The organism is Novosphingobium sp. FG90, assembly GCF_057808725.1.
Genome location: NZ_JBMDIO010000004.1, coordinates 25076 through 51346 on the forward strand (window position 1 = coordinate 25076; position 26271 = coordinate 51346).

At 66.3% G+C, this 26271-nt stretch carries 24 protein-coding genes, 1 tRNA gene and 1 pseudogene; 13 read left to right on the top strand and 13 right to left on the bottom strand.

The genetic code is table 11. The annotated features are described in order from the left end of the window. Window positions 1-36: 36 nt before the first annotated feature. Both ACODRZ_RS04885 and ACODRZ_RS04890 read right to left on the bottom strand, forming a co-directional pair. Window positions 37-207, bottom strand: a complete 171-nt coding sequence (locus ACODRZ_RS04885; RefSeq protein WP_488969937.1) for a hypothetical protein — start codon at window positions 205-207, stop codon at window positions 37-39. A gap of 310 nt (window positions 208-517) precedes the next feature. Then, window positions 518-2104 carry an isocitrate lyase gene (locus tag ACODRZ_RS04890; protein ID WP_488969936.1) on the bottom strand — a complete coding sequence of 529 codons (1587 nt, stop codon included), beginning with the start codon at window positions 2102-2104 and terminating at the stop codon, window positions 518-520. A 294-nt stretch (window positions 2105-2398) separates the two neighbouring features. On the opposite strand from ACODRZ_RS04890, the gene ACODRZ_RS04895 reads away from it, so the two are divergent. Then, complete coding sequence (locus ACODRZ_RS04895) at window positions 2399-3796, top strand: helix-turn-helix domain-containing protein (protein ID WP_488969935.1); 1398 nt, start codon at window positions 2399-2401, stop codon at window positions 3794-3796. A gap of 133 nt (window positions 3797-3929) precedes the next feature. Here the strand turns inward: ACODRZ_RS04895 and ACODRZ_RS04900 are convergent, their stop codons facing one another. The 5 genes from ACODRZ_RS04900 to ACODRZ_RS04920 form a co-directional block, all read right to left on the bottom strand. Next, window positions 3930-5246, bottom strand: coding sequence for a cytochrome P450 (locus ACODRZ_RS04900; protein WP_488969934.1), 1317 nt, complete (start codon window positions 5244-5246; stop codon window positions 3930-3932). Continuing rightward, window positions 5246-6445 (bottom strand): amidohydrolase family protein, encoded by a 1200-nt coding sequence (locus ACODRZ_RS04905; protein ID WP_488969933.1) that lies wholly within the window; start codon window positions 6443-6445, stop codon window positions 5246-5248. Before ACODRZ_RS04905 ends, ACODRZ_RS04900 begins: the two co-directional genes overlap by 1 nt. Before the next feature lie 258 nt (window positions 6446-6703). Beyond that, entirely contained in the window at window positions 6704-7888 is a 1185-nt protein-coding gene (locus ACODRZ_RS04910; RefSeq protein WP_488969932.1) for a thiolase family protein, read from the bottom strand. 181 nt (window positions 7889-8069) lie between these two features. Next, on the bottom strand, window positions 8070-8459 hold the full coding sequence (locus ACODRZ_RS04915; RefSeq protein ID WP_488969931.1) for a Zn-ribbon domain-containing OB-fold protein: 390 nt from the start codon (window positions 8457-8459) through the stop codon (window positions 8070-8072). Continuing rightward, the gene (locus ACODRZ_RS04920) at window positions 8459-9667 is read right to left on the bottom strand and encodes a CaiB/BaiF CoA transferase family protein (RefSeq protein WP_488969930.1); all 1209 of its coding nucleotides are present in this window, start codon (window positions 9665-9667) and stop codon (window positions 8459-8461) included. The genes ACODRZ_RS04915 and ACODRZ_RS04920 overlap by 1 nt, the downstream gene beginning before the upstream one ends. Window positions 9668-9783: 116 nt before the next feature. Here ACODRZ_RS04920 and ACODRZ_RS04925 point away from each other — a divergent pair, with 116 nt between their 5' ends. Continuing rightward, window positions 9784-10854: a phosphotransferase gene (locus tag ACODRZ_RS04925; protein ID WP_488969929.1), complete on the top strand. Its 1071-nt coding sequence runs from the start codon at window positions 9784-9786 to the stop codon at window positions 10852-10854. A 100-nt stretch (window positions 10855-10954) separates the two neighbouring features. Here ACODRZ_RS04925 and ACODRZ_RS04930 read toward each other — a convergent pair whose 3' ends face one another. Both ACODRZ_RS04930 and ACODRZ_RS04935 read right to left on the bottom strand, forming a co-directional pair. Then, entirely contained in the window at window positions 10955-13486 is a 2532-nt protein-coding gene (locus ACODRZ_RS04930; protein WP_488969928.1) for a TonB-dependent receptor, read from the bottom strand. Between the two features lie 337 nt (window positions 13487-13823). Then, window positions 13824-14543 carry a dienelactone hydrolase family protein gene (locus ACODRZ_RS04935; RefSeq protein ID WP_488969927.1) on the bottom strand — a complete coding sequence of 240 codons (720 nt, stop codon included), beginning with the start codon at window positions 14541-14543 and terminating at the stop codon, window positions 13824-13826. Window positions 14544-14661: 118 nt separating this feature from the next. Here ACODRZ_RS04935 and ACODRZ_RS04940 point away from each other — a divergent pair, with 118 nt between their 5' ends. The 5 genes from ACODRZ_RS04940 to ACODRZ_RS04960 all read left to right on the top strand — a co-directional run bounded on the left by ACODRZ_RS04940 (window position 14662) and on the right by ACODRZ_RS04960 (window position 19160). Next, window positions 14662-15390, top strand: a complete 729-nt coding sequence (locus ACODRZ_RS04940; protein WP_488969926.1) for a TonB family protein — start codon at window positions 14662-14664, stop codon at window positions 15388-15390. 91 nt (window positions 15391-15481) lie between these two features. Continuing rightward, window positions 15482-16528: a mannose-1-phosphate guanylyltransferase gene (locus ACODRZ_RS04945; RefSeq protein ID WP_488969925.1), complete on the top strand. Its 1047-nt coding sequence runs from the start codon at window positions 15482-15484 to the stop codon at window positions 16526-16528. A 10-nt stretch (window positions 16529-16538) separates the two neighbouring features. Further along, window positions 16539-17375: a class I mannose-6-phosphate isomerase gene (locus ACODRZ_RS04950; protein WP_488969924.1), complete on the top strand. Its 837-nt coding sequence runs from the start codon at window positions 16539-16541 to the stop codon at window positions 17373-17375. Window positions 17376-17392: 17 nt separating this feature from the next. Next, complete coding sequence (locus ACODRZ_RS04955; protein ID WP_488969923.1) at window positions 17393-17833, top strand: DUF2721 domain-containing protein; 441 nt, start codon at window positions 17393-17395, stop codon at window positions 17831-17833. A 67-nt stretch (window positions 17834-17900) separates the two neighbouring features. Then, the gene (locus tag ACODRZ_RS04960) at window positions 17901-19160 is read left to right on the top strand and encodes an MFS transporter (protein WP_488969922.1); all 1260 of its coding nucleotides are present in this window, start codon (window positions 17901-17903) and stop codon (window positions 19158-19160) included. Here the strand turns inward: ACODRZ_RS04960 and ACODRZ_RS04965 are convergent. The 3 genes from ACODRZ_RS04965 to ACODRZ_RS04975 form a co-directional block, all read right to left on the bottom strand. Continuing rightward, on the bottom strand, window positions 19139-19636 hold the full coding sequence (locus ACODRZ_RS04965; protein WP_488969921.1) for a DUF421 domain-containing protein: 498 nt from the start codon (window positions 19634-19636) through the stop codon (window positions 19139-19141). The two genes, ACODRZ_RS04960 and ACODRZ_RS04965, sit on opposite strands and share 22 nt — an antisense overlap. A 37-nt stretch (window positions 19637-19673) precedes the next feature. Then, window positions 19674-20207 carry a hypothetical protein gene (locus ACODRZ_RS04970; RefSeq protein ID WP_488969920.1) on the bottom strand — a complete coding sequence of 178 codons (534 nt, stop codon included), beginning with the start codon at window positions 20205-20207 and terminating at the stop codon, window positions 19674-19676. 98 nt (window positions 20208-20305) lie between these two features. Further along, the gene (locus ACODRZ_RS04975) at window positions 20306-22066 is read right to left on the bottom strand and encodes a fatty acyl-AMP ligase (protein WP_488969919.1); all 1761 of its coding nucleotides are present in this window, start codon (window positions 22064-22066) and stop codon (window positions 20306-20308) included. A 150-nt stretch (window positions 22067-22216) separates the two neighbouring features. On the opposite strand from ACODRZ_RS04975, the gene ACODRZ_RS04980 reads away from it, so the two are divergent. The 5 genes and pseudogenes from ACODRZ_RS04980 to ACODRZ_RS05000 all read left to right on the top strand — a co-directional run. Further along, window positions 22217-22777 (top strand): regulatory protein RecX, encoded by a 561-nt coding sequence (locus ACODRZ_RS04980; RefSeq protein WP_488969918.1) that lies wholly within the window; start codon window positions 22217-22219, stop codon window positions 22775-22777. After that, the gene (locus ACODRZ_RS04985; RefSeq protein ID WP_488969917.1) at window positions 22778-23269 is read left to right on the top strand and encodes a DUF192 domain-containing protein; all 492 of its coding nucleotides are present in this window, start codon (window positions 22778-22780) and stop codon (window positions 23267-23269) included. It begins immediately after the preceding gene. A gap of 292 nt (window positions 23270-23561) precedes the next feature. Beyond that, window positions 23562-24308 (top strand): SDR family oxidoreductase, encoded by a 747-nt coding sequence (locus ACODRZ_RS04990; protein ID WP_488969916.1) that lies wholly within the window; start codon window positions 23562-23564, stop codon window positions 24306-24308. A gap of 60 nt (window positions 24309-24368) precedes the next feature. Further along, window positions 24369-24776, top strand: coding sequence for an NADH:ubiquinone oxidoreductase subunit NDUFA12 (locus ACODRZ_RS04995; protein ID WP_008830824.1), 408 nt, complete (start codon window positions 24369-24371; stop codon window positions 24774-24776). 253 nt (window positions 24777-25029) lie between these two features. Next, a pseudogene (locus ACODRZ_RS05000) lies at window positions 25030-25212 on the top strand (DUF2155 domain-containing protein); the annotation flags it as partial. A gap of 35 nt (window positions 25213-25247) precedes the next feature. On the opposite strand, the gene aat reads toward ACODRZ_RS05000, so the two are convergent. Beyond that, entirely contained in the window at window positions 25248-26045 is a 798-nt protein-coding gene (aat, locus tag ACODRZ_RS05005; RefSeq protein WP_488969915.1) for a leucyl/phenylalanyl-tRNA--protein transferase, read from the bottom strand. A 113-nt stretch (window positions 26046-26158) separates the two neighbouring features. Here aat and ACODRZ_RS05010 point away from each other — a divergent pair. Then, a tRNA-Trp gene (locus ACODRZ_RS05010) sits at window positions 26159-26234 on the top strand. Window positions 26235-26271: the final 37 nt, after the last annotated feature.

Sequence of the window (26271 nt, forward strand, 5' to 3'; positions counted from 1 at the left end):
AAGCTTTCCTCCCCAGGAAAACTCTAGAAACGGCCTTCAACGGCGGACGGCGCTGCCGAGGCGGTGGTACAGGTTGGAGTACTTGGACGAGATCGGATCGTCCTCGTGCGCCTTGAGGTAGAAGACGACGGCTTCCTGCAGGAGCTTGAAGTCCTCGTTCGAGAGCACCGCGCGCGCGCGGGTCGGTTCTGCGGTCATGGTGGTCATGCTATGTCCTTTCCTTGCTTGCTTTGCGGGGTGCTTCCCCGTCCGGAGGGACTGCCCCTCCGGCTTCTCGTTTCCCGTCATCCTGAACTTGTTTCAGGATCCATCGGGCAGTTGGTCCCGGAGCGTTCCGGCGCGCGCTGCCCTGTCGGTTTGCCGTTTCAGCCACTGAGCTATCGGCTTGATGGACCCTGAAACAAGTTCAGGGTGACGGGGTGGATGTGACGGGTGCGGAGCGCGCACCCGTCGTCGAACTTACGCTGCGAACTGGTTCCCCCGCTGCCTCAGGCAGCGAACTGGTTCCCCCGCTGCCTCAGGCAGCGAACTGGTTCATCGTGTTGTGCGCGCCGCCGGCCTTCAGCGCCGCCTCGCCGGCGAAGTATTCCTTGTGGTCGTCGCCGAGGTCGGAGCCGGCCATGTTCTGGTGCTTCACGCAGGCGATACCCTGGCGGATCTCCTCGCGCTGCACGCCCTTCACGTAGCCGAGCATCCCGGCGTCACCGAAGTATTCCTTCGCCAGATTGTCGGTCGACAGCGCGGCGGTGTGGTACGTCGGCAGGGTGATGAGGTGGTGGAAGATGCCCGCCTCACGCGCCGCGTCCTTCTGGAAGGTGCGGATGCGCTCGTCGGCCTCTGCCGCCAGCTCGGTGGCGTCGTAGTCGATGCTCATCAGGCGCCCCCGGTCGAAGGCCGAGACGTCCTTGCCCGCCGCCTGCCAGGCATCGAAGACCTGCTGGCGGAAGTTGAGCGTCCAGTTGAAGCTGGGCGAGTTGTTGTAGACCAGCTTGGCGTTCGGGATCACCTCGCGGATGCGGCTGACCATTCCGCCGATCTGGCCGATGTGCGGCTTCTCGGTCTCGATCCACAGCAGGTCCGCGCCGTTCTGCAGGGCGTGGATGCTGTCGAGCACGCAGCGGTCCTCGCCGGTTCCCGAACGGAACTGGTAGAGGTTGCTGGGCAGGCGCTTGGGGCGAAGCAGCTTGCCGTCCCGGCTGATGAGAACGTCGCCGTGGCCGACCGTCTCGACTTCCTCGCAATCGAGGAAGGCGTTGTACTGGTCGCCGATGTCGCCCGCTTCACGGGTGAAGGCGATCTGCTTGGTGAGGCCGGCGCCGAGCGAGTCGGTGCGCGCCACGATCAGGCCCTCATCGACGCCCAGTTCCATGAAGGCGTAGCGGACCGCGCGGATCTTCGCGATGAAGTCCTCGTGCGGGACGGTGACCTTGCCGTCCTGGTGACCGCACTGCTTTTCGTCCGAGACCTGGTTCTCGATCTGGATGCAGCAGGCGCCCGCCTCGATGAACTTCTTGGCGAGGAGGTAGGTCGCCTCCGCATTGCCGAAGCCTGCGTCGATGTCGGCGACGATCGGCACCACGTGCGTTTCGTAGGCGTCGATGGCGTGTTCGATGCGCTTGGCCTCCACCTCGTCACCGCCCTCGCGGGCCTTGTCGAGATCGCGGAACAGGCCGCCCAGTTCGCGCGCATCGGCCTGGCGCAGGAAGGTGTACAGTTCCTCGATCAGCGCCGGAACCGACGTCTTCTCGTGCATCGACTGGTCGGGCAGCGGGCCGAACTCGCTGCGCAATGCCGCGACCATCCAGCCCGAGAGGTACAGGTAGCGCCCCTTGGTGGTGCCGAAGTGCTTCTTGATGGAGATCATCTTCTGCTGGCCGATGAAGCCGTGCCAGCAGCCCAGCGACTGTGTGTAGTTGGCGGGGTCGAGATCGTAAGCCGCCATATCCTCGCGCATGATGCGCGCGGTGTAGCGGGCGATGTCGAGGCCGGTCTGGAAGCGGTTCTGCAGGCGCATGCGGGCGACCGATTCGGCCTCGATCCCGTTCCAGTGGGTCTCGGTGCCGATCGTGGTGCCGGCTTCGATGATCTTGCTCTGGTAGGTCACGCTTTGAGTTCCTCTTCGCAGATGCGATTGCTTTCGATGGAGCCGAGGTAGTCGCGGTGACGGCGCGGCGGAATGGCGCGCGAGGTGCTGTTGTCAAACTTTACAGATGTTCTTTGTAAAGTTGTGTGGTAATTACAAGGCGGCTGTAAAAGCCACTTCGTCATCCCAGCGAAGGCTGGGACCGCTGGCAGTGTAGAGCCCAACTATCGGCAAGGTGTCCTGACGATAGTTGGCCGTAACAGGTCAGCGGGCCCAGCCTTCGCTGGGATGACGGGGGGTTGGATAGGGAGTGCAATGGCAGAGAATCGTCCCCTGTACCTTGGTCCGCGCCTGCGCCGCCTGCGCCGGGAACTCGGCCTGACGCAGCAGGCGATGGCCGACGATCTGGATATCTCGCCCAGCTACGTCGCCCTGCTGGAACGCAACCAGCGTCCGGTGACGGCGGACATGCTGCTGCGGCTGGCGAAGACCTACCGCCTCGACATCGCCGACATCGCAGGAGACGACGGGGAGGACTACGCGCGCCGCCTGACCGACGTACTGCGCGACCCGATCTTCGCCGACATCGACCTGCCCAAGCTGGAAGTCGCCGACCTCGCCACCAGCTTTCCCGGCGTCTCCGAAGCGCTCTTGCGGCTGCATCAGGCCTATACCCGCGAGGCGCAGGCGCTGGCCGAACAGCGCGCCGCCGGGCCGATGGCGGACGAGAATGAGCCCGTGCGCGAGGCGCAGCGCTTCCTTGCCGCCAACCGCAACTACTTCCACGCGCTCGATACCCGCGCCGAGGAACTGGCGGGCGAGATCGAGAAGGCAGGCGGGGCGACCGACTGGCTCGGCGCGAAGGGCGTGCGGGTACGCTTCCTGCCGCCTGACGTGCTGGTCGATTCGCTGCGCCGTTTCGACCGGCACAACCAGCAATTGCTGATCGCCGACACGCTCGACCATGCCAGCCGCGCGTTCCAGATCGCCACGCATGTCGCCCACACCGCGCTGCGTTCGGAGATCAAGCAGACGATCCGGGCCGAGGCGTTTTCCAGCCGTACCACCGCGACGCTGCTGCTGCGCGCGCTGGCGGGCTATGCGGCGGCGGCGATCGTCATGCCCTACGGCCGCTTCGCCCGCGCGGCCGATCAGCGGCGCTACGACATCGACGCCCTGTGCGCGCTGTTCGGCGCCAGTTTCGAGCAGGTGGCGCATCGCCTCACCACGCTGCAGCGGCCGGGGGAGGAGCGCGTCGGCTTCTTCTTCATCCGCGTGGACGAGGCGGGCAATGTCTCCAAGCGGCTGGACGGTGCGGGCTTCCCCTTCGCCGCGCATGGCGGCGGGTGCCCCTTGTGGAGCGTGCATCAGGTGTTTCGCCGTCCGGGCGAGATCGTGCCGCAATGGCTCGAACTGCCGGGCGGGGAGCGCTTCTTCTCGATCGCGCGCACGGTGACCGGTGGGGCAGCAGGCTACGGCGGTGCGCGGGTGGTGCGCGCGGTGGCTCTCGCCTGCGCGGCGGAGCAGGCGGGGCGGCTGGTCTATGCCGGAGGTGTGGACCCGGCGGGCGCGCCGACGACGCCGATCGGCGTCACCTGCCGCCTGTGCCAGCGAGCGGAATGCACCGCCCGCTCGGTCCCGCCGATCGGGCGCGACGTGCTGGCGGACGACTACCGCCGTGCCGCGCAGCCCTATACGTTCGCGGAGAGTTGAAACCCTTTCCCATCATCCCAGCGAAAGCTGGGACCGCTGGCCTGTTACGGCCAACTATCGTTCAAACGCCCTGGCGAGGGTTGGGTTTTACGCGGCCAGCGGTCCCAGCCTTCGCTGGGATGACGGGGTAAGGTTACCGCAGCAACACCGGCAGTCCCGACACGCCCTGCTGCTCCAGCCCGCCGGTCATGAACGGCGCGGGCGCTTCGGGATTGAGCCGCAGGTTCGGGAAGTGATCGAGCAGCGCGTTGATGCCGCGATTGATCTCCACCCGCGCCACGTTCATGCCGAGGCATCGGTGCGTGCCGAACCCGAAGGCAAGGTTGGTCTTCTTCGGCCGGAACAGATCGTATTCGTCGGGCCGTTCCCAGCGCGCGGGGTCGCGGTTGGCCGGGCCGAGGCCGAGTTCCAGCACTGCGCCCTTGGGGATCGCGTGGCCGTAAAGCTCGGTATCCTCCATCACCATGCGGTAGAAGTAAGGCGCGGTCGGATACCAGCGCAGGCTTTCCTCCACCGCATCGTCCACCAGCGAGCGGTCGGCGCGCACGGCGTCCAGTTGCTCGGGATGGGTGAGCAGGGCGTAGAGCGCGATGCCCATCTGCCGCCACGAGGTGCCGCCGCCCGCGACCATCACCAGCTTGACGTGCGCCATGATCTCGCGGTCGGTGAGGGCACGCGGTTCCTCGCCCGGCATCTGCAGCTTCATCGTGATGAGGAAGCTGACGAGATCGTCCTTCGGCTCCTGACGGCGGCGCGCGATCAGGCCCAGCACGGTGCTCTCGACGATCTTCGCGTTGGCCTGCCGCTGCTCCATCGTCACCGTCCGGCTCGAACTGGTGGAGTTGAGGTAGGCGTGGCGGAAACGCAGCGCCTCGTCACCGTCGAGGCCGATGGCGGTGGTGATCGTGTAGACCGGGATGCGCGCGCAGTAGTCGAGGTTGAGGTCGGCGCGCTCGCCCCGACCCATCCGCGCTATCAGGCGTTCGATGATGGTGTCGATGGTATGCTCGCGCCACCAGCCCATCGCCTCGGGCATGTTGAAGCGCGGCTGGATGGTGCGGCGATAGGCGCGGTGGAGCGGCGGGTCCATCTCGAGGATGCCCATGGTCTTCTCGCCCGCCGGGTTGTCGTGGCCCTGCACCGAGTTGGAGAACACCGCGGCATTGCGCAGCGCGGCTTCCACCGCCTCGAACGACAGCACCGTCCAGTGCGGTCGCCCCGCTGCACGCGCATGGCGCTCGTGCAGCGGCAGGCCGAGCAGTTCGCGCAGACGGCCTTTCAGAACAGGGCCTTGTTCCCGCAGTGCGTGGATGCGCGGCATGATTTCGGCCACTTCGACGAGGTTGCCGATCGCCTCCGCCTCGCGGCGCACGTCGTAGAGTTCCTCGTAGAGCGGGTCGTCGGCGGTGAGGACGTCGTCGTTCTCGGGCGCGGTGGGGGTGTCCAGCATCAGGCGATCCCCAGCAGCTTGCAGGCGTTGTCGTGGATGATCGCGCGCACGTCGGCCTCCGGCACGCCTTCGAAGTCGCGCAGGATGATCTCGCGCGACTTGGGGAAGGTCGTCTCCGAGTGGGGGTAGTCCGAGGACCACATGATGTTGCGCGCGCCCGGCAGGTCGCGGTTGAGGATGCCGGTGCGGTCCTGGATGAACGAGCCGTAGACGTTGCGGTCCATGTAATAGCTGGGCGGGTTCTTCAGCTGGCTTTCGGTCCAGAAACGCTGCCGTTCCCAGGTGCGGGTGATGTATTCGGTGTACCACGCGAACCAGCCCACGCCGCTTTCCATGCTGCCGATGCGCAAGTCCGGGAAGCGGTCGAAGATGCAGTTGAAGATGAAAATGCCGATGGGTTCGGCCATCGCCATCTTGCTCATCGGCATGTCGGGCAGGAAGAACTCCTTCTGCCCGAAGCGCGGCACCCGCGCGCCGAGGTGGAAGGTGATGACGAGGCCGTGGTCGCACACCGTCTTCCACAGCTTGTCGAACGCCGGGTCGGAATATTGCAGCGCGCCCTTGCTGTCGCCGGTCAGCGCCGAGACCTGCCCGTCCTTCATCGCCGCGATGCCGGACGAGGTCTTCCAGGCGTCCGGGTTCTGCGGGAAGGCGGGCAGGTTGATGGCGCGAAAGCCCTTCTTCGCAAGGCGCGTGACATGCGCGCACGTCTCGTCGATGTCGCGCATCGGCACGTAGCCGACCGGGTAGAGCCGGTCGGGCGCCACCGAGGCGAAGTCCATCACCCAGTTCTGGTACGCCTCGTAGCTGGCGACGTAGAGTTCGTTGTCGAAGGAGCCCAGCGGCCCGCCGCCGAACAGCAGCGCGGCATCCATGCCGTCGGCGTCCATGTCGGCGAGGCGGGTGGCGGGCTCCCAGACCGTGCGCTGGTCGGCGAGGCGGCCCTTCATCTTGAAGTTCTTGCCCTCGCGACCGGCCTGGTTGTTGATCATCATGAAGGGGCGGCGATTGCCCTCGAAGCAGATGTAGTCCCCGTCCTCGGCGTGCTCGATGAAGGGCGCGCGATCCTTGAGGTGGGCGGGGAGGTAGTCCTTCCACATGTCGTGCGGCGGATCGATGTGCGCGTCGGCGTCGAAGATCGGGCCGTACTTCCAGTCGGTAGCCGCGTTCGCGCGGATGGCAGGATCTGCTTCGCTCATGTCCGGTTCCTCTCGTCCCGATCTATTATTCTAAATTGCGAATTGATTATCGCATTAGTGAATGAGTCGGTCAAGGGCGTCCCCCGCGTCGCTTCTCGCTTCATCGTCACCCTGAACTTGTTTCAGGGTCCATCGCGCAGTTCAGGACGATGGGTCGTGTCGCCATCTGCACTGGCGTGGCTGCAGCCTCGGTGTGACACGCATGATGGACCCTGAAACAAGCTCAGGGTGACGCCGTGTGGGTACGAAGGGAGTGAATCAATCCCGCCGCAGGATCATCGCGCCGTAGCCGTAGCCGCCGTTCGAGACGATGCAGGTCCGCGCGTCCCGAACCTGTCGCCCGCCGCCCTGGCCCCAGAGCTGCACGGTGGCCTCATGTATGTGGCCGTAGCCGTGAAACCGCCCGGCCGAGAGCTGGCCGCCGCCGGTGTTGAGCGGCAGTTCGCCGTCCAGCGCGATCCGCTGCCCGCCCTCGGTGAAGCGGCAGGCCTCTCCCTTCGGCACGAGGCCGAGCGCCTCCAGCCACATCCACACGTGGATCGAGAACCCGTCGTAGATCTGCGCGCAGTCCATCTGGGTGGGCGTGAGGTCGGTGCGCTGCCACAGCATCGCCCCCGCGCGGTGGGCGGCGGGCAATTCGGTGAAGTCGCCCTCGTGGCGGCCGACCCACAGCCCGCCCACCGCCATGCCCATCGCCTCGATATGGAGCGGGGGATTGCGCAAGTCCTTCGCCGCATCACGGTGCGACAGGACGATCGCGGTCGAGCCGTCGATATGGCTGTCGCAGTCGAACAGCCTCAGCGGCGAGGAGATCACCCGCGCCGCAAGATAATCGTCGAGGGTGAGCGGCTTGCGGTAGATCGCATTGGGATTGTGCGCGGCGTTGGCGCGATTGTTGACGGCGATGGCGCCCAGTTGCGCCTCGTCGGCGCCGTACTTGTCGAAATAGGCCTGCGCGTAGAGTGCGAAGGTGTTGATCGGCGAGAGCGCGTCGTAGGGCACGGTCCAGGCGTTGTTGCCGTCGACCCGGTCCCGCGCGCCGGACATCAGGGTGGAGGCGCGCGAGGCGAGGCGCGCCTGCGCCTGCGCGACGCTGCGGAACACCACGACATGACGGGCGAGGCCGCAGGCGATCGCGGTCACCGCGTTGAAGATCGGCGCCATGTGGCTGAACCCCTCGGCGGAGGCGAGGATCCAGCGCGGCTCGATGCCGAGCACGGCGGCGGCTTCGGAGGGGCTGACCGGCGCGATGCCGCCGCCTTCGCTGCTCTTGCCGGGATACGTGGCGATCCCGTCGATGTCCGAGGGAGAGAGCCCTGCGTCGGCAATGGCGGCAAGGCAGGCGTCGGCGGTCAGTTGCAGCGCCGTGCGCGGGGAAGGGCGGCCGACCTCGGACTGCGCCGCGCCGGTGATGCACACGTGCTTTTCCGGGAGGTGGGTCATGCTCGCGCGCCCATCCGCCCAGACACGTCGTCACCCTGAACTTGTTTCAGGGTCCATTGTGCCTGAAACGCTGTGCTGTGAGGGGGTAAACCGAGGGACCCGCTGGTGAAGGTACGCTCCGGCACCAACTGCGCGATGGACCCTGAAACAAGTTCAGGGTGACGAAGCGGGGAGGGGAAGGTCATGCCGTGTCCTCCCGGAACATCGGCAGCCAGACGTCGTCGTGGTGCTCGAACTCGACCGTCAGCGGCATGCCGATGCGCACCTCTTTCCCAAGGACATTGGTGAAGAGGTAAAGCCGTGCCTGCTCCGCCAGTTCGACGACGCCGAACATGAAGGGCACGGCCAGCCCCGGCACCCACGCCTCATGATTCACCGTGTAGCTGGCGAGGCGGCCCTTGCCCGAAACCGGCTCCGGCGCGACTGCCTCGCTGCCGCAAGTGGAACAGCGCGGGAAGGGCGGGTGCTGATATGTGCCGCATTGTCCGCAGCGCTGGATGCGCAAGCGCCCGTCCTCGCCCGAGGTCCAGTAGAAGTCGGTCTCAGGCTCCAGCCTTGGCAGCTTGCGCATCAGAACACCACGCCCTGCATCTTGAGGTCGATGATCTCGTCCTCGGAGTAGCCCAGGCTTTCCAGCACCGCGTCGCTGTCGGCTCCGAGGTCAGGCGATCGGGTGGAGGCCAGCGGTATGCCGTCGAAGACCATCGGGAGGCCGACCATCGGGATTTGCGTGCCGTCGCCGTAATCGACGCGCTTGAGGTAGCCGTTGGCCTCTGCCTGCGCATCGTCCTTCATCTCGCCGACGTCCTGAACCACGTCCCACTGGCCCGACTGGCGTGAAAGCACGGCCTTCCATTCAGCCAGCGTCCGGCTCGCGAAGAGGGCCTTCACTTCGGCGTAGCAGGCATCGATGTTCGCCTTGCGCGCGGCGGCATCGGTAAAGCGCGGATCGGCGGCAAGGTCCGGACGTCCGGCAACCTCGCAGAAGGGTGCCCAGTACTTGTCCGCCTGCAACATGCACAGTGCGATGAAACGCCCGTCGGCCGTGCGGTAGTTGCTGACCAGTACGTTGTTGGGCTTGTCGGCGGGCGGCTTGGGGAACTTCTGCACCCCGTCCGCCGTCGCCTGGCAGACGTAGCGCTGCATCGACCACAGCGCGGTGCCCAGCAGCGACACGTCCACCGTCGATGCCTCGCCCGTCAGCGCCCGCCTGGCGATGGCGGCGCAGATCGCGCCCGAGAGCATCGAGCCCGACAGGGTATCGCCGAAGGCCGGTCCCGGCGGCCCGACCGGGTTGGGCGCGTCTGGTTCTGTCAGCGAGGAGGAGATACCCCCGCGCGCCCAGAAGGTGATGGCATCGTAGCCGCCTTTCTCGTGGTCCGGGCCATTGGGGCCGAGCGCGCTGCCGCTGGCGTAGATCAGGTCGGGGTATGCGCCCCGGATCGTCTCGGCATCGATCCGCATCGCGCGCCGCGCCGGGGGCAGCAGGTTGGTGAGGAATACGTCGGCATCCTCCAGCAGCCGGTCGAGCACCGCGCGCCCTGCCGCCTGCTTGAGATCGAGCGTCACCGAGCGCTTGCCGCGGTTATAGCTCTCCCATGAGTAGTCGATTTTCCCGCCCCCAAGACCGCCGATCGAAAGGCCCCGCAGCGGATCGCCGGTCGGCGGCTCGATCTTGATGACGTCGGCGCCAAGGTCCGCGAGCATCCCGCCGCAGGCAGGCACGAAGGCCCACATCGCCACTTCCACGACCTTGATGCCTTCCAGCGGCCTGCCCATCGGCTTCTCCCGTTTGCTACCATCGCTTGACCGATGAAATTCTATATTGCGAAGGATGGACCGAAATGGCGAATTAGGTCAAGCCGAAGGAACAGATATCGGGAAAGGGAAAAGGCATGTCGCAAGTCCTCGAAAGACCGCGTCCGGCGCAGCCGCAAGTCACGGTTCCGGCGACGCTGGAACAGGCGCTCGATCCGCAGTGGCTGCAAGGCGCGCTCGCCGGGATTGCCCAAGGGCGGACCATCGCCAAGGTCGAGCAGGTGGAAGTGATCCGCACCGTCGCCACCAAGGTGCGCTTCGCGGTGACTTTCGCTGACGGAGAGAAGCTGGGCTTCTGCCTCAAGGGGCTGCTCGACGTCGATGCGATGACGGCACGCGGCGGGCCGACCTGCGTGCTGGAATCGGACTTCTACAACAAGGTCGCCCCGGTTATCGCAGTCCGCGTACCCACGTGCGTGGCGACCGTGATCGACCGCGAGGCGCAGCAGGCGGTGACGATCATGCGCGATATCACCGTCGATGGCGCCCGGTTCTGCTCGGCGCTGGATCCCTTCACGGCGGACGATGCGCTGGAGAGCCTGCGGCAATTGTCGCTGCTGCACGCCCGCAGCGACTTGCTCGAAGGTGCGGACTGGATTCGTCCGCGCGCGGCGGAACTGGCGAAGATGAGCTACGTCACGCCCGAGGCCCTGCAGGAACTGCTGGACGGCCCGCGCGGCGACAACCTCTCCGCGCGCGTGCGAAGCGCGGCGAACCTGGCCGTGGCGATCAGGGCACTCGCCGCGCGCGACGGGGGGCGGCCGCAGTTCATGATCCATGGCGACGCCCACGCGGGCAATGTCTTCAGGACTGCGGAGGGAATGGGCGTGATCGACTGGCAACTGCTCCAGCGCGGCGGCTGGGCGCTTGACGTCGCCTATCATCTCAATGCCGTCCTGCCGACCGATGTGGCCGAGGTGGAGGAACGTCGCCTGCTCGGCGAGTACCTTGCGATGATGCGCGCGCACGGCATGGACATGCCTGCCGGGGAGGAGGCCTGGGCGCAGTATCGCGAGGGCGTGACCTACGGCTATTACTTGTGGTCGATTACCCGCCGCGTCGATCCGCCGATCATCGTCCAGTTCGTCGACCGGCTCGGCAAGGCGGTCATGCGGCACGACAGCTTCGGTCTGCTCGGCGTCGCCTGAGCCCATGAAAAAGCCACGCCGGTGACGGCGTGGCCGAGTTTCGGCCCGAAGGCCATGGGAACCCCGCGCACCTGGTGGCGCGGGGTTCTTGTTGTGGAGTTCAGCGTCCGAAGGCGTACTTCAGGCGCACGCCGTACATGCGCGGCGGGCCGTACATGAAGTCGCCGATGCCCGACGAATCGTAGCCGCCGCCCGCCGTCGTGCGGTATTTCTTATTGGTCACGTTCTGCGCGAACACGGCAAGGTCGAAGCCGCTGCCGCCGATGTCGTTGATCCCGGCGTTGAGGTTCAGCAGACTGTAGCTGGGGATCTGGTTGTTTCCATCGACCAGTTGCTTTGCCGTGTAAGTGAAGATCGCGCCGAAGGTCAGTTCGCCCACGTTCTCGCCGAGCGAGACCGAGTAGTCACCCGATAGCGTGAGCTTGTGCTTGGGCGAATAGGTCAGCGGGCCGCCGATCTCGCCGCGCGGGATGATCTGCTCGAACGGGCTGTCGGCCGAGAGCGTCGGCGGGGTGAGTTCCTTCAGTTCGGTATCGAGGTAGGCATAGCCTGCAGAAAGGCGCAGGCCCTGGAACGGCGTGATGCCTGCATCGACTTCCACGCCGCGGATCACCGACTTGCCTGCGTTGATGATCGCCGCGCCGCCGGCCAGCCCGCTGCCTTCCTTGGCGATCAGGGCACCGAAGACCTGCTGGTTCGAGAAGTCGTTCCAGAAACCGGCGATGTTGAAGTAGCCGGGCAGGGCGCCGCGGAACGTCAGCTTGGCGCCGACTTCGTAGGCGTCCACCTTCTCGGGTTTCGCCGTCTCGATGCCGGGGTTGGTGAAGTTGACCGTGCCCTGGCGATAGCCGCGTGCGTACTTGGCATAGATCAGGGTGTCGGGCGTCGGCTTGAAGTCGATGTCGATCAGCCAGGTCGGCTTGTTGGACTTGTTGACGATCCGCGTGCCGCAGGCCGAAGTGTCGCCCCCGTTGGCGAGCAGGTTCACGGTCGGGTGGTTGAGGCTGTCATTGCAAACCCGGCTGACCGGGATGGTGCCGGCACCCGGGATCGTCGCAAGCACCCAGCGGTTGCTCTCCGAATAGCCGTCGATCTTGTCGAATGTCCAGCGCCCGCCGAGGGTCAGCGCCAGCTGCTCGGTGAAGTTGTAGGTGCCCTGGGCGAAGATGCCGTGGTTGTCGAAATCCAGCTTGGTCCGCGATTCGGAGATGATGGCGCCGGGCACCGTCACGCCGGGCGCGATCGGCACGAGCGGCAGCCCGCCGGCGCAGTCCATCACGCCGGGATCGGTGCAATTGCCGTAGATGCCGGTACGCTGCTGGTTCCAGCCGATCGGACGGCTGAATTCGAGATAGCCGCCCACCACGAAGTTGAACTTGCCGTCGGCCGAACGGCCCTGCAGCTGCAGTTCCTCCGTCGTGGTGGATTCCGATGCCGCGTCGTAGCCGGGCTGGGTGCCGAGCTGGATGTAGTCGAAGCGCTGGCCGGGCAGGGGGCCGCCGCGCGACGCGAAGAACCGCGTGACGTCGGTGTTCGGGATGAAGAAATTGTCGCTGTAGAGCTGGAACTGGCTCTGCTCGCGATACTCGCCGTAGCTGACGATGTTCTTGAGCGTGAGCGTGTCGCTCGCCGCCCAGGTCGTAGTGTTGATGACTTGCCAGGTGCGCAGGAACATGCGCGGGTTGGGGTTGCTCACTTCGACATCGAGTGGCCCGTCTCCGCGTGCAGCCTGCCGGTCGATCTGGTCGCAGGCGGCGAGCGAGGTATAATAGCGGGACAGGCTGCCTCCCGCGAGGGGCGAAGCCGGATTGCGATCGCAGAATTCGTAGTGCGAGGCATAGCCGTTCGTATCCGAACGGCTGTAGTGGAAGATCGTGTAGTTCTCCAACTCGGGCGTCAGATCAGCGACGACGCTGAGGCGACCGTAGAAATAGTTGATGTCGTTGAAGTCCTTCGGGCCGATCCCCGAATGGTTCTTCATGTAGCCGTCGCGCTCGTTGCGGTCGATCGAGACGCGGACCTTGAAGGTATCGGCGAGCGGTGCGTTGAACACGGCCTGCAGGCGCTTCTGGTCGTAATTGCCGTAAGTGCCCTCGATCGAGGCTTCGAGCAGGTCGGTGGGCTTGGTCGGTACCAGCAGTACGGCGCCGCCGGTGGTGTTGCGGCCCTGCAGGGTGCCTTGCGGGCCTTTCAGCACCTGCACGTTCTGCAGGTCGGTGAAGGCGCCCGCGCCTACCGTGTTGCCGCCCGCCGTGCCGCCCTGCGCACGCACGCCCACGACGTCGGCGAAGTAGACGCCCACGGTCGGCGCGGTCGAGGCGTCCTGGTTGAAGCCGCGAATGGAGAAGGTCGATTTTTCAGGTCCGTAGCGGGTGTTGACCGAGAGCGAAGGGGTGAAGGCCGCAAGGTCGGAGGCGACCGCGATGTTGCGCTTCTGGATCTGGTCGCCGCTGAACACGGTGATCGAGATCGGCACGTCCTGCAGGCGCTCCTCGGTGCGACGTGCGGTGACGATGATCTCGTCCGGATTGATTCCCTGCGCCAGTGCCGGCGTTGCCGTCAGCCCCGCGAAGGCGACTGCCGGGACCGCGACAGTGCATGTGAGCCGACTCCTGAAATTCCTTGCAATCATGACCTCTCCTCTCCTCCGGAAACAATGTTCTCGTTATCGGCAGACGGTTCTGCGGGACGGCCGGCTCTTGCCGGTCCGCGCGGGAGTTCTCGGATAATCGAAGTCGGGGAAGCGCGCAGGTCCGACATGCCGGCCAGCTTTCGACGCCCCCCACAGCGCCTGTTTTCTCTCCCTGGTGCCGATGCCCGGCAGACCTTCTTGCCTGAGGGAAACACTACGAATCCCTCGTCTGTTTGCAAGGATAACTGCGAGGCATTCAGTTCACAATTGGGAACCATGTATCGAAAATACGAATTTTACTCGCATCGTTGCGAGATTGTAACACCTGTTCAGTCAATCATGCCGCGAGGGTCACTTCGAGGAGAGCCAGAGTGCCGCTCCAGGCAATTCGGTGTGCCGCGGCGTCATAGGCTATCCCCTCGGCGATACCGTCGTGGTCGGGGTCGGTGAAGGCGTGCCGTGCCTGCGCGAACTCGGTTGCGGAGTAGTCCGCGCCTGCGTGATCGAGTTCCGCGCGCAGGGCGTCGAAATCGGCGCGCGGGGCGTATGGGTCGCGCCCTCCCGTCCAGACGGCGATGCGTGCTGCGACGGCTCCGGGCGTCGCCGGGGCATGCGTGGCCAGCAGTCCGTGGACGCTCGACACCGCCCGTACAGGTGCGCCGCTGCGGGCAAGTTCCAGAACGCATTTGCCCCCGAAGCAGTAACCCACCGCCGCAATCCGCGCCGGATCGATGCCGGGCAGGGTGCGGATCGTCTCGAACCAGGTGACCACGCGATCCCGGAGCACTTCGGGCCGGCCCATGAGATCGGCGAAGTATCGTCCCGCCGACTGCGGAGTGGAGATGTCCGCGCCTCGCTCGTACATGCTGACGGCGATAGCGACATAGCCGCGATCAGCGAGTGCGCGGACCGCCGCCTCGAAGCTGGGGCCGGGGCCGGTGGCGCCGGGGATCATCAGGACCGCCGGATGGGGGCCGTGACCGTGCGGTCGGATGGCGAACCCTTCAAGGGCGATGCCGTCGTGATTGCAGGCAATCGGCTCGAATCTCTCGTCCATGGCTTCGCGCTCTCCCTGTGGTCGCAATTGCGAACGTTCTGTCGCCCAAGGGAATGGCGTTCGGCCTGAATCTTGTCAAAGGTTGCACCGCCTTGCACGCCCGTGCGATCACCGGAGCATGACGCGGACCGGATACAGGCAGGAGCGCAGGCCGCGCTGGAAAGTGGCGGCGGTAGTCCTCCTGATGCATGTCGTGGTCATCGCCGGATTGGTGCGGGCCTTCACGCCGGACCTTGCCACAAAAGTCGCGCGGACGGTGACGCAGGCTTTCACGATCCCGGCGGAGCCACCGTCGCCCGAGCCCAGCCCGCCCCCCGCCTCCGGCCGCGCCGCGCCGCGAGAGCAGGGGCACGCTGCCCCTCCCGGTCGCAAGGCGGCCCCGAAGCCGGTCGCCGCACCCCGGGCGCCGGTCGTGATCCGCCCGACGCAGGCGCCTCCCATCGCAGGGAAGGGGGCGGAGAATGCTGCCGGAGCTGCTGCGGCGGGCGAGGGCACGGGGGCGGCGGGCCTCGGATCGGGCACCGGTGCGGGCTCAGGCGGAGAGGGCGCCGGCGGAGGCGGTGGCAGCTCCCCTACAGTGAAGATCGCGGGTGACATCAATTCCGCGAGGGATTACCCGCGCGCCGGCCGGGACTTGCGGGTCGGGTCATCGGTGACCATCGACCTCAGGGTCGGCACCGATGGCCGCGTGGTCGCCTGCCGGGTGGTGCAGCCAAGCCCGGACCCGGAGGCCGACCGCGTGACGTGCGATCTTGCAACGCGCCGGTTCCGTTTCCGCCCCGGAAAAGATACTACGGGAAAACCAGTAGAAGCGACATTTCGCTGGCGACAACGCTGGTTTTATTGACGCAATACACAACCTGTAACGTTGCATTGCAGCAATCGGCGGCTATGACCATTGCACCGGTATCCGTCACCTGACGAGCGAAAACTCCCCTATGTCGACCCTTGTTCCTGTAATTCTCTGCGGCGGCAGCGGCACGCGGCTGTGGCCGCGCAGCCGGGCTGCGATGCCCAAGCCGTTCCTGCCGCTGGTCGGCACCAGCACCCTTTTCGAAGCGGCGCTGGCGCGCTGTCCCGGTTCCGAAGGCTTCGCGGCCCCGGTCGTGGTGACGGGCCACAAGCACCTCGCCCACGTGGAGGCGCAACTTGGCGGGGTCGAGGGCGCGCAGGTCATCGTCGAGCCTTCGGCGCGCAACACCGCCGCCGCCATCGCGCTTGCCGCCTGCCGCCTGCCGGAAGACGCGGTGATGCTCGTGTGCCCGAGCGACCACCACATCGGCAACAACGAAGCCTTCGCCGTCGCCGCTGCCACTGCGGCGGGGCTGGCGCAGCAGGGCTGGCTGGTCTCCTTCGGCATCGAGGCGACCCGGCCCGAGACCGGCTTCGGCTACCTCAAGCGCGGCGAGTCGATCCCGGAGCATGGAGCTTATCGCACCGCCCAGTTCGTCGAGAAGCCGGACCTCGAACGGGCCAAGGCTTTCCTTGCCGAGGGAATCTATGCCTGGAACGGCGGGATCTTTGCGTTCCGGGTGAAGGACTTCCTCGCCGAACTCGCGGCGCACCGGCCCGACGTTGCCGCCAGCGTCGCCGATGCGGTGGCGAAGGGGAGCGAAGACGGCCGGCGCTTCCATCCCGATGCGGCGACTTTCGCCGAGGTGCCCAGCGTCTCGGTGGATTACGCGGTGATGGAGAACACTTCCCGCGCGGCGATGGTGCCCGCCGACATGGACTGGTCGGACATCGGCAACTGGCAGGCGCTGCACGAGGCGCTCGACCGCGATGCGGACGGCAACTCGGTTCGCGGCCCGGGAGCCGTCGAGATGGTCGACTGCCGCAATGTGCTGGTGGACAGCGACGGCCCGCGCGTCTCGGTGATCGGGCTGGAGGACGTGATCGTCGTCGTCGACGGGGACGACATCATGATTACCACGGTTGCGGGCGTGCAGAAGGTCGGCAATCTTTCCGGCGCCAAAAATCAGTGAGGAATCGCCGATGACCGCTACCTGGACTTCCGTCTCGCTGCCGATCCGACAGGTCGAGAAGCCCTGGGGCATGGATGTCCTCCCCGCGCCGTTCAAGGCGCCCGAGGGCCAGCGCATCGGCGAAATCTGGTTCGAGCCGCCCGCCGCTCTGCCCGAGCTTCTGGTCAAGTATATCTTCGCCAGCGAGGCGCTGTCGGTGCAGGTCCATCCGTCCGACGCGCAGACGCTGGCCAAGGGCATCGGGCGGCAGGGCAAGGAGGAATGCTGGCTTATCGTCGATGCCGAGCCGGGCGCGAAGCTGGGCATCGGCTTCGACCAGGAACTCGGCGAGGACGCGATGCGCGCCGCCGCGCTCGACGGGTCGATCGAACACCTGATGACCTGGCATGACGTCGCGCCGGGCGACTTCTTCTACATTCCGGCCAACACCGTCCATGCCATCGGCGCGGGCGTGAGCCTGATCGAGGTGCAGCAGAACAGCGACATCACCTACCGCCTCTACGACTATGGGCGTCCGCGCGAACTGCATCTGGAAGAGGGCATGGCGGTGTCCCATGGCGAGCCCTATTCGCGAGGTCAGTGGCACAAGCACGTGCCGCTCGACGGTTCGCAGGTGCTGGTCGATGGCCCGCTCTTTGTGCTGGACCAGGTCGCGGGGGTGCCGTCGCGCGAAGTGGCGATGCGCTATCCCGATGCGCTGCTGGTGATTCCGCGCGAAGGCACGGTCGAAGTGGCTGGAGAGAGCATCGCTCCGGGCGCCTGCGCGCTGGCGATGAGCATCGACGACGTGCGATTTGCGGAAAACGCGGTGTGCCTGATCGCCAGGGCCTGTAAACTCCCGTCCTGAAGTTGCATGAGGGGCGCATGATCGTCCAGACCATCCAGTTGGCGTTGACGCCGGTGTTCGTGCTCGTGGCCATCGGCAATATCCTCAACATTCTCTCGACGCGGCTCGGGCGCGTGGTCGATCGCGCGCGTATCCTGCAGGAGCGGCACGGCACCACGCAGGGCATGGAGCACGACATCGTCGTCAGCGAACTGCGGCTGGTGAACCGGCGCATGACGCTGATCACTCATGCGGTGCGCTTCATGGTGCTCTCGGCGCTGGCTATCGGCGTGACGGTGGCGGTGCTGTTCCTCTCCGGGCTTGGCGGGATGGACTGGCATGCGGCGGCGGCGGTGACCTTCCTTGCCGCGATCGTGCTGCTGCTGTTCGCGCTGGTGCTGTTCCTGCGCGAGACGCAGGTGGCGGCGGACGCGCTGCGCATTCCCAGCGACTATCTGGAACTTCATCGACAGATTTAGCGCGCTATCGCCGCCGCGATTGGAGTCTGCGCGCTTTGCCCTAGTCTCTCCGGTGGGAGAGAAGAACATGGCTGATGGCGGGGCACTGCAGGAATGGAAGCGCGGCTGGCCGGTGGTCGTCGCGGCGATGGCGGGATTCTCGTTCTTCTCGGTGCTGCTCTCGGCGACCGGGCTGTTCATCGAGCCGCTGGAGCGGGCCTTCGGGTGGGACCGGGCGACGCTCTCGATGGGGCCGGCGATCGCGACCGCGGTGACCGCGCTCCTGTCGCCTTTCTACGGCGCGCTGATCGACCGCTTCGGCTCGCGGCGGCTGGGCGTCCCGGGCGTGATCGTGACGATGGCGGCCACCTGCATGTTCGCATTCGCCAATGGATCGAAGCTGCAATGGGTGGTCATGTGGATCGCCTTCGGACTGATCCTTACGTCCATCAAGTCGACGATCTGGACGACGGCGGTAGCCGGCACGTTCGACAGGGGCAGGGGCCTTGCGCTGGGCCTTGCGGTGACCGGGCCGGCCATCGCGCAGACCCTGGTGCCCCCGCTCGGCAATTTCCTGATCGAGAGTTTCGGCTGGCGCGCCGCCTATGTGTGTTTCGGCCTCGGCTGGGGCGGCGTGACGCTGCTGCTGTGCTGGCTGTTCCTGAGGGATGCTCATGACCGCAAGCCGAGAGGGGACGCAGCTTCGCGCACCGTGCTGCCGGGCCTGCACAAGCGCGAGGCACTGCGCAGCCTCGCGTTGATGCAGGTGGCGGTTTCCTCCTTCCTGGTGATGATGATGACCATAGGCCTGGGCATCCACCTCTTCCCGATCCTGACCGAGGCGGGCGTGGCGCGCAGCGAGGCCGCGTGGCTGCTGTCGCTGGGCGGCATCGCCGGGATCGTCGGCAAGCTGGTGACCGGCGCCCTGCTCGACCGGTTCCGACCGAACTGGACCGGCAGCCTGACGATGGGCGTGACGGCGGTGACTTTCGTGGTGCTGATCCGCTTCCTCGATTCGATGCCGGCGCTGATCGCGGCGCTCGTGATCAACGGTTATGCGGCGGGTTCCAAGACGCAGATCACTGCCTTCCTCACTGCCGGATATGCGGGAATGCGCAACTTCGGGATGATCTACGGCGTCATGTCGGCACTGGTGGCGCTGGCCTCCGGGCTTGGCCCCTGGATCGCGGGCAAGGTCTACGATGCCTCGGGCGGGTACGAGCCGTTCCTCTGGGCAGGGGCACTGGGCTGCGTGCTGGGCGGCGCGCTGCTGTTGGCGCTGCCGCCGATGCCCCGATGGGACCGGGATCGCGATGAGGCCCCCAGTCAGGCTGGCGCTGCGTCCTGACCGTAGCGGGGGTCGAGATCGCCGCCCGAGCCTGATGCGTCCTTGCGGATGAAGCTGATCTTGCCCTCCGGCTCCAGGATGGCCCAGGCGATCTGGTGAAGGCCGGAGATCCCAGCAAGGCGCATCTCGATGGCAAGTTCCGCATCGTCGATCCGCTCCTCGTCGAGGTTGCTCTTGAGCAGGCGGCCGTCTCGGACCAGCACCACCGGACGGCTCTCCAGCACCCGGCGAGCCTTGGGGGAGCGGTGTGAGATCACGCCCATCGCGAAGCTCCACGCCGCGAACGTGAAGATCGCCAGCATCGCGCCGGTCAGCGAGAAGTCCTGATGAGTCACGCCTTGCTGGATGAGGTCGCCGGTGACGATCAGCGAGACCAGTTCGAAGGGCGCCATCTGGCCCAGTTCGCGCTTCCCCATCAGGCGCAGCAAAACATAGACGAGGACGAACATCACCGAGGCGCGGATCACGATTTCCATCAGGACTCTCCGTTCTCTGGCGCATTCATCGTGGAATTCATGGCAGCACTGTCACCTTGACCGGCATCGTCAGCAGGGAGCGTTTCCCGTCCTCGATGCGGATGCTGCCGGACAGGGTGCGCAAGGCGCGCGGCTGGATCTGGCCGTCGAACTTCATACGAAAGCGTTCGCCCGCACGGACCTTGCCGAAGTGGTGGGCGTAGCGCCCGTCGAGCGCCTCGACGCTCTCGGCATCCGGCGTCAGCGTGTCGATGCTCATCCCGCGCCAGAGCGGCTGGTCTACCGCCACGACGAGGTCGGCGACGTCATGTCTGGGCGCGACGTTGAGCACCGTCTCGAACCAGTTGCCGCTGCGCAGCACAGGCTCGTATTCGAGCGTGGCGGCAGCGTCGGCGGCGCGGTACTCGGTGACTTTCGGCGGACCACCGCCCAGCCAGCCGGCGAGGGCGCTGCCCAGCACGACGACGAAGACAGCCGTGGCGACCGGCGTTCGCCAGCGGGCGAGGCGCGGCACCTCGCAATGAAGCGGATCAATGCCGTAAGGGGCTGGCGAAGGCGTGGCGGTTGACATGGCGGAGAAGAAAGCCGCCTGCAGGGGGGCGGTTCCCGCTCATGAAAAAGGCGGGGCACCTTGCGATGCCCCGCCTCATGCCATTCGTCGTGTGCCGATCAGGCCGCCAGCTTGAACGGCTCGATCTCGCCCGAGAGGTACAGCTTCTTCGCCTTGGCGCGGCTGAGCTTGCCCGAGCTGGTGCGCGGAAGGCTCTTGGGCGGCACCAGTTCGACCACGCAGTTCATGCCGGTGATCGAGCGCACCTTGTCACGGATCAGGTCGCGCAGCTCGAGGCGCTTGACCGGATCGGAGACGCGGCAGTGGACGAGCACGGCGGGGGCTTCCTCGCCGTTGTCCGTCTCCACCGAGAACGCCGCGATATCGCCGTGGTTGAAGCCGGGAAGCTGCTCCACGGCCCACTCGATGTCCTGCGGCCAGTGGTTCTTGCCGTTGATGATGATCATGTCCTTGGCGCGGCCGACGATGAACAGGTAGCCGTCGGTCATGTAGCCCATGTCGCCGGTGTCCAGCCATCCATCGACGAGGCACGCGGCGGTCGCCTCGGGGTCGCGGAAGTAGGAATGCATCACCGAAGTGCCGCGGCACCAGATCTTGCCGATCTTGTGGTCGCCCAGCGTGTCGCCGTTTTCGCCGCGGATCACCACTTCCATGTCGCGCACGGCCTTGCCGCAGTTGACGATGGCGCGGTAGCGGGCTGGGCGGTTGAGATCGCGCGGCGCGCCCGACAGGCGCTCCTCTTCGACCAGTTCGACGCGGATGCCTTCGCCCGGCGGCATGACGGTGACCGCCAGCGTCGCTTCAGCCAGGCCGTAGCTGGGCAGGAAGGCGGATGCCTTGAAGCCCGCATCGGCGAAGGCGTTGACGAAGCTCTGCATCACGTCCGGGCGGATCATGTCCGCGCCGTTGCCCGCAATGCGCCAGCGCGACAGGTCGAAACGATCGCTGACCGGGCTCTGGCTGGAAATGCGGCGCGCGCAGATGTCATAGCCGAAGGTCGGCGAATAGGACGCCGAAGTGCCCTTGTTGCGTGTGATGAGGTCCAGCCATGCCAGCGGGCGACGCGCGAAATCCTCGGTCTTGAGGTAATCGGCGGAAACCTGGTTGGCGATCAGCGACAGGAAGCAGCCGACGAGGCCCATGTCGTGATACCACGGCAGCCACGAGATGCAGCGGTCGCTGTCCTGGAACTGCATGCCGTGCGCGTGGCTGGCAAGGTTCGACAACAGCGAGCGGTGAGTCACCGCGACGCCGTGCGGGAAGCGGGTGGAGCCCGAGGAATATTGCAGGTAGCAGATATCGTCCGGATCGGCCTTGGGCAGCGCGACTTCGGGTGCATCTTTCGCAGCGAAATCGGCCCAGGTGGCATGGGCACAGCCCTGACGTTCGGCCGCAGCGGCGGTCATCGTGGCGATCTCGTCCGGGCCGATCAGCAGGATCGGGTCGGAGCTGGAGAGCTGCACGGCCAGCTGGTCGATGTAGTTGTCCTTGCCGCCGAAGCTGGTGGGCAGCGGCAGCGGCACCGGCCAGGCGCCCGCGTAGACCGCGCCGCAGAACAGCGCCGCGAAGTCCACGCCGGTTTCGGCAATGAGGGCGATGCGATCGTCCTTCTTCACGCCGCGCGCGATCAGCGCATAAGCGACCTTGAGCGCGTCTTCGCGCAGCTCCGAGAAGGGGTAGACGCGCGTGAGCGTGCCGCGCGGATCGTGGAAATTGAACCCGCGTTTGCCTGTGGCGGCATAGTCCAGGGCGTCGCCGAAGGTGGCGAAATCGGCGAAAATGCGCGGCAGCGCATCCTCGTTGGGGGTGGGGATAAGTGCCTGCCCCGTATTCGGCACCAGTTCGATGGTGTCGGCCATATGATCTAACCCGTTGTAGTTATACCGTTACTCTCGCGAGACCGGCGCTTCTATCCGGTCCAATCTGAACCGGAGGTAGCTGTGTTGCGTCCCAGTACGGTCTCACGCACTCTCCCCATTTCCAGCCGAGTGTGGCACGAATAGGGCAGCATGTCGGACAAGCGTCGCAATCCACAGCGTGGACCACACCCGCTCAACCCAACCCGTCTGGAGGAACTGGCGCTGGCCTATGTCGCGCGTTTCGCCACGACGCAAGCCAAGTTGCGCGGTTATCTGCAGCGCAAGCTGAGGGAGCGCGGCTGGTCGGAAGAGGATGCACCCGATCTGGAGGCGCTGGTCGAGCGCTATGCGCAGAAGGGCTACGTCGACGATGCCTCGTGGGCGCGGATGAAGGCGGGCAGCCTGCTGCGGCGGGGCTATGGCGCGCGCCGGGTGGGCGAGGCGTTGGGGCAGGCGGGGGTGGATGAGGCCCTGCGCGCCGAAGCCCGGCCCGACGTCACCGAGCAGCGCCGCGCGGCGCTGGTGCTGGCGCGGCGGCGGCGGTTCGGTCCGTTCGCCGTTCAGGCTGCGGAAGACCCGAAGGTGCAAGACCGGCAACTCGCCGCGCTGCTGCGCGCCGGGCACCCGCTCGACATCGCGCGCCGGATCGTCGAGAGCGAGGACGCCGACGCGCTCGAGGAATGGTGCGAGTCGGAATTCGGAGACTATTGAATGCGCCTGACCCGCTCCACGTTCGCCGTTTCGCTGCTGCTGGCCTTCGCCGCGTGCTCGCAAGGGGGGCAGGAGGCCACGGCCAAGGCATCCGCCACGCAGGCGGCGGTGCATCCGATTTCGGGCCTGCCGGTCAAGGACCTCAAGGTGAAGTCGGCGAACGGCACCCATGCGTTCCGGGTGGAGGTCGCCTCGACGTTCAAGGAGCAGGAGCACGGGTTGATGTTCCGCTCCGAGATGGGCGCGGACGAGGGCATGATCTTCCCGAACAAGCCGCCGCGCCGCTCCGCTTTCTGGATGCGCAATACGGTGATCCCGCTCGACATCATCTTCATCGGCACTGACCACCGCATCCTCAACATCGCGGCGAATGCAGTGCCTTATGACGAGACGCCGCTGCCTTCGGACGGCATCGCTGCGGGCGTGCTGGAACTGAACGGCGGCCGCGCGGCGCAGCTGGGCATCAAGGCGGGCGACAAGGTCAGCTGGTAAGAGGTTCGCTGGTAAGCGGGCGTCGTCCCGGACTTGATCCGGGACCGCTGGCAGTGGCCCGCCCACTTCGCGGCGAGGCGGCGCCTGACCCTTCGACAAGCTCAGGGTGAGCGGGATTGGGGTAACGCGCCTTCGCGCCTTAAAGTCTCACGTTTCAAACCCGTCCTCCAAATCCGCTCAGGCTGAGCTTGTCGAAGCCCCATCGGCAGGCCGCCGCCGCTGCCCAATAGGCGAGGTGCCTCCCGCGTCCCGTCTGCCCTAGCTTCCCTCTCGAACGACATGGGAGAGGCAAATGGGTTCGCTGACGGGAAAGACGGCGCTGGTGACCGGCGGTTCGCGCGGGATCGGCCGTGAGGTGGCTCTGAGGCTCGCGGCGGACGGCGCGCGGGTCTGCATCAACTACAACAGCAATGCGGGTGCGGCCGAGGAGGTCGTCTCGGCGATCCGCGATGCCGGGGGCGAGGCCTTTGCGCTGCAGGCCGACGTCGGCTCGGCCGAGGCCCTCGCGGCGATGTTCGCGGCCTTCGATAAAGAGGCGGACGGCCTCGACATCCTCGTCAATAACGCGGGAATCGGCGAGATGGCGACGATCGCCGAGACCGACGAGGCGCTCTACGACGCGATGATGCGGGTCAACGCCAAGGGGCCGTTCTTCGTCACGCAGGCGGCGCTGCCCCGGCTGCGCGGCGGCGGGCGGATCGTGAACCTCTCCTCCATGGTGGCGCGGGCGGCTTATGCCTCGTGCCTTGCCTATGCGATGAGCAAGGCGGCGGTCGAGCATTTCACCCGTTCGCTGGCGCAGGAGCTGGGCACGCGCGGGATCACCGTCAATGCCGTGGCGCCCGGCGCGACGATCACGGATTTCGCGCCCGCACTGTTCAACGATCCGGCGACGGTGGACTATCTCGCCTCGGTCGCGGCGCTCGGGCGGGTGGGGCAGCCGGGCGACGTCGCGCGGGTGATCGGCTTCCTGTGCGGTCCCGATGGCGCGTGGGTGACGGGTCAGGTGATCGAGGCGAGCGGCGGGATGCATTTGTAGTACCCGAAGATGCCTCTTCGCGCTTGCGTTGGGGGGCGCTTCGGGGCTAGTGCGCGGCACATGGGAATCCTGTCCAAGATCTTCACCTGGTGGGACGGCGCCACCATCGGCACCTCGCTCTGGAGCTCGCGCAATGGCGAGCATGTCGGCACCGACGCGCAGGGGAACAAGTACTATCGTTCCAAGAACGCGAAGGTGAAGACCACCGAGGGCTGGGATCGCCGCTGGGTGATCTACGCCGGCGCCAACGACGCCAGCAACGTCCCCGCCGAATGGCACGGCTGGCTGCACCACTCGTATGACGGCGTGCCCGAAAGCCATCTGCCCGCGCCGCGCATCTGGGAAGTGGACTACACCCCCAACGCCACCGGCACCGCGACCGCCTATCGCCCGCAGGGCGCGCTGGAGCGTGGCGGCCGCCGCGCCGCCGCCACCGGCGATTACGAAGCCTGGTCGCCGGAAGCCTGAGGGCTCACGGATGATTTGCGGGAGGGCTTCGGGGAGGGCTTTGACGGCACTCTCGTTGCTGTCGATCCTTACGGCTTGCGGCGGTGAACCTGCGCCCGAGGCGCAGGACACCAGCGTGCCCGATGCCATCGCCGGAATGCAGGCCGGTCCCGCGCAGGCCGCGAAGGGGCAGGAGATCGGCACGCCCAACAAGGACCGCGTGGTCACGCTGGGCGTCCTCAACAAGCGCAACAACCTGACGCAGGACCTGGTGATGAAGCCGGGCGAATCGCGCAGGCTGGGCAACCTCGTCGTCAAGGTCGCCACCTGCGAGAAGACGCTGCCCTGGGAAAAGCCTCAGGAAGAGGGCGCCTTCGTTCAGGTCTTCGTCGAGCAGCGTCGCACGACCGAGGAAAAGCTGGCCTGGAACAAGGTGTTCTCCGGCTGGCTGTTCAAGAACAACCCCGGTGCCAACGTGGTCGAGCACCCGGTCTACGACGTCTGGGTCAAGAGCTGCGCTATGAGCTTCCCGGGTGAAGAGGCGAGCCCGAGCGATTTCGCATCGCCGAGCAGGCCCTCGAACGCTGCGGGCAGTGAAAGCACTCCGGCCCCTGCGGCATCGCCGAGCGCCTCCCCGACGGCGGCCGATCCCGAGCCGGTCGAGGAACCCGCCGTCGAGCAGTGACCCGACTGGGCGGCCTGTAGCAGCGCCAGATATTTCTTCTGCGGCATCTCCACCGCGCCCAGCGAGGCGAGGTGCGAGGTCATGAACTGGCAGTCGAGGAGGGTGATGCCGCCCCGTCGCAGCGCCGCCACCAGCCAGCAAAGCGCGACCTTCGACGAATCGCTGACGCGCGAGAACATCGATTCGCCGCAGAACACCCGGTCGAAGCCGACGCCGTAGAGTCCGCCGACCAGTTCGCCATCGCGCCAGACCTCGATCGAATGCGCGTGGCCGAGGAAATGCAGGTTCTCGTAGCTGGCCTGGATGCGGTGGCTGATCCAGCTGTCCCCATCGTCGCCGTCGCGCGCCTGCCGGGGCGCCGCGCATTCGTCCATGACTTGCGAGAAGGCGCGGTTGCAGGTGACCTCGAACCGACCGCGCTTGAGCGTGCGGGCGAGGGAGGAGGATACGCGAAGCCCATCGAGCGGCAGGATCGCGCGCAGGCGCGGCTCGATCCAGAAGATCTCCGGATCGTCGCGCGCGTCGGACATGGGAAATATCCCGCTGCGATAGGCGAGCATCAGGAGTTCGGGCTCGATGATCGGATTTGAGCGGGGCGCGTGCACGCAAGCGTCCTAGCAGATGGGGATAACGAGCGCGAATCGACATATTCGCTCCGCCGGTCCACAATCGCCGCTTGCCATCGCGCAAGTCCTTCATTAGAGGCCCCCGAGCCCGCAGGAGTGTAGCTCAGTTGGTAGAGCATCGGTCTCCAAAACCGAGGGCCGTGGGTTCGAGTCCCTCCACTCCTGCCAGCATCTTCCCAAGATCGCGATAATCTTCCCTTCGGGG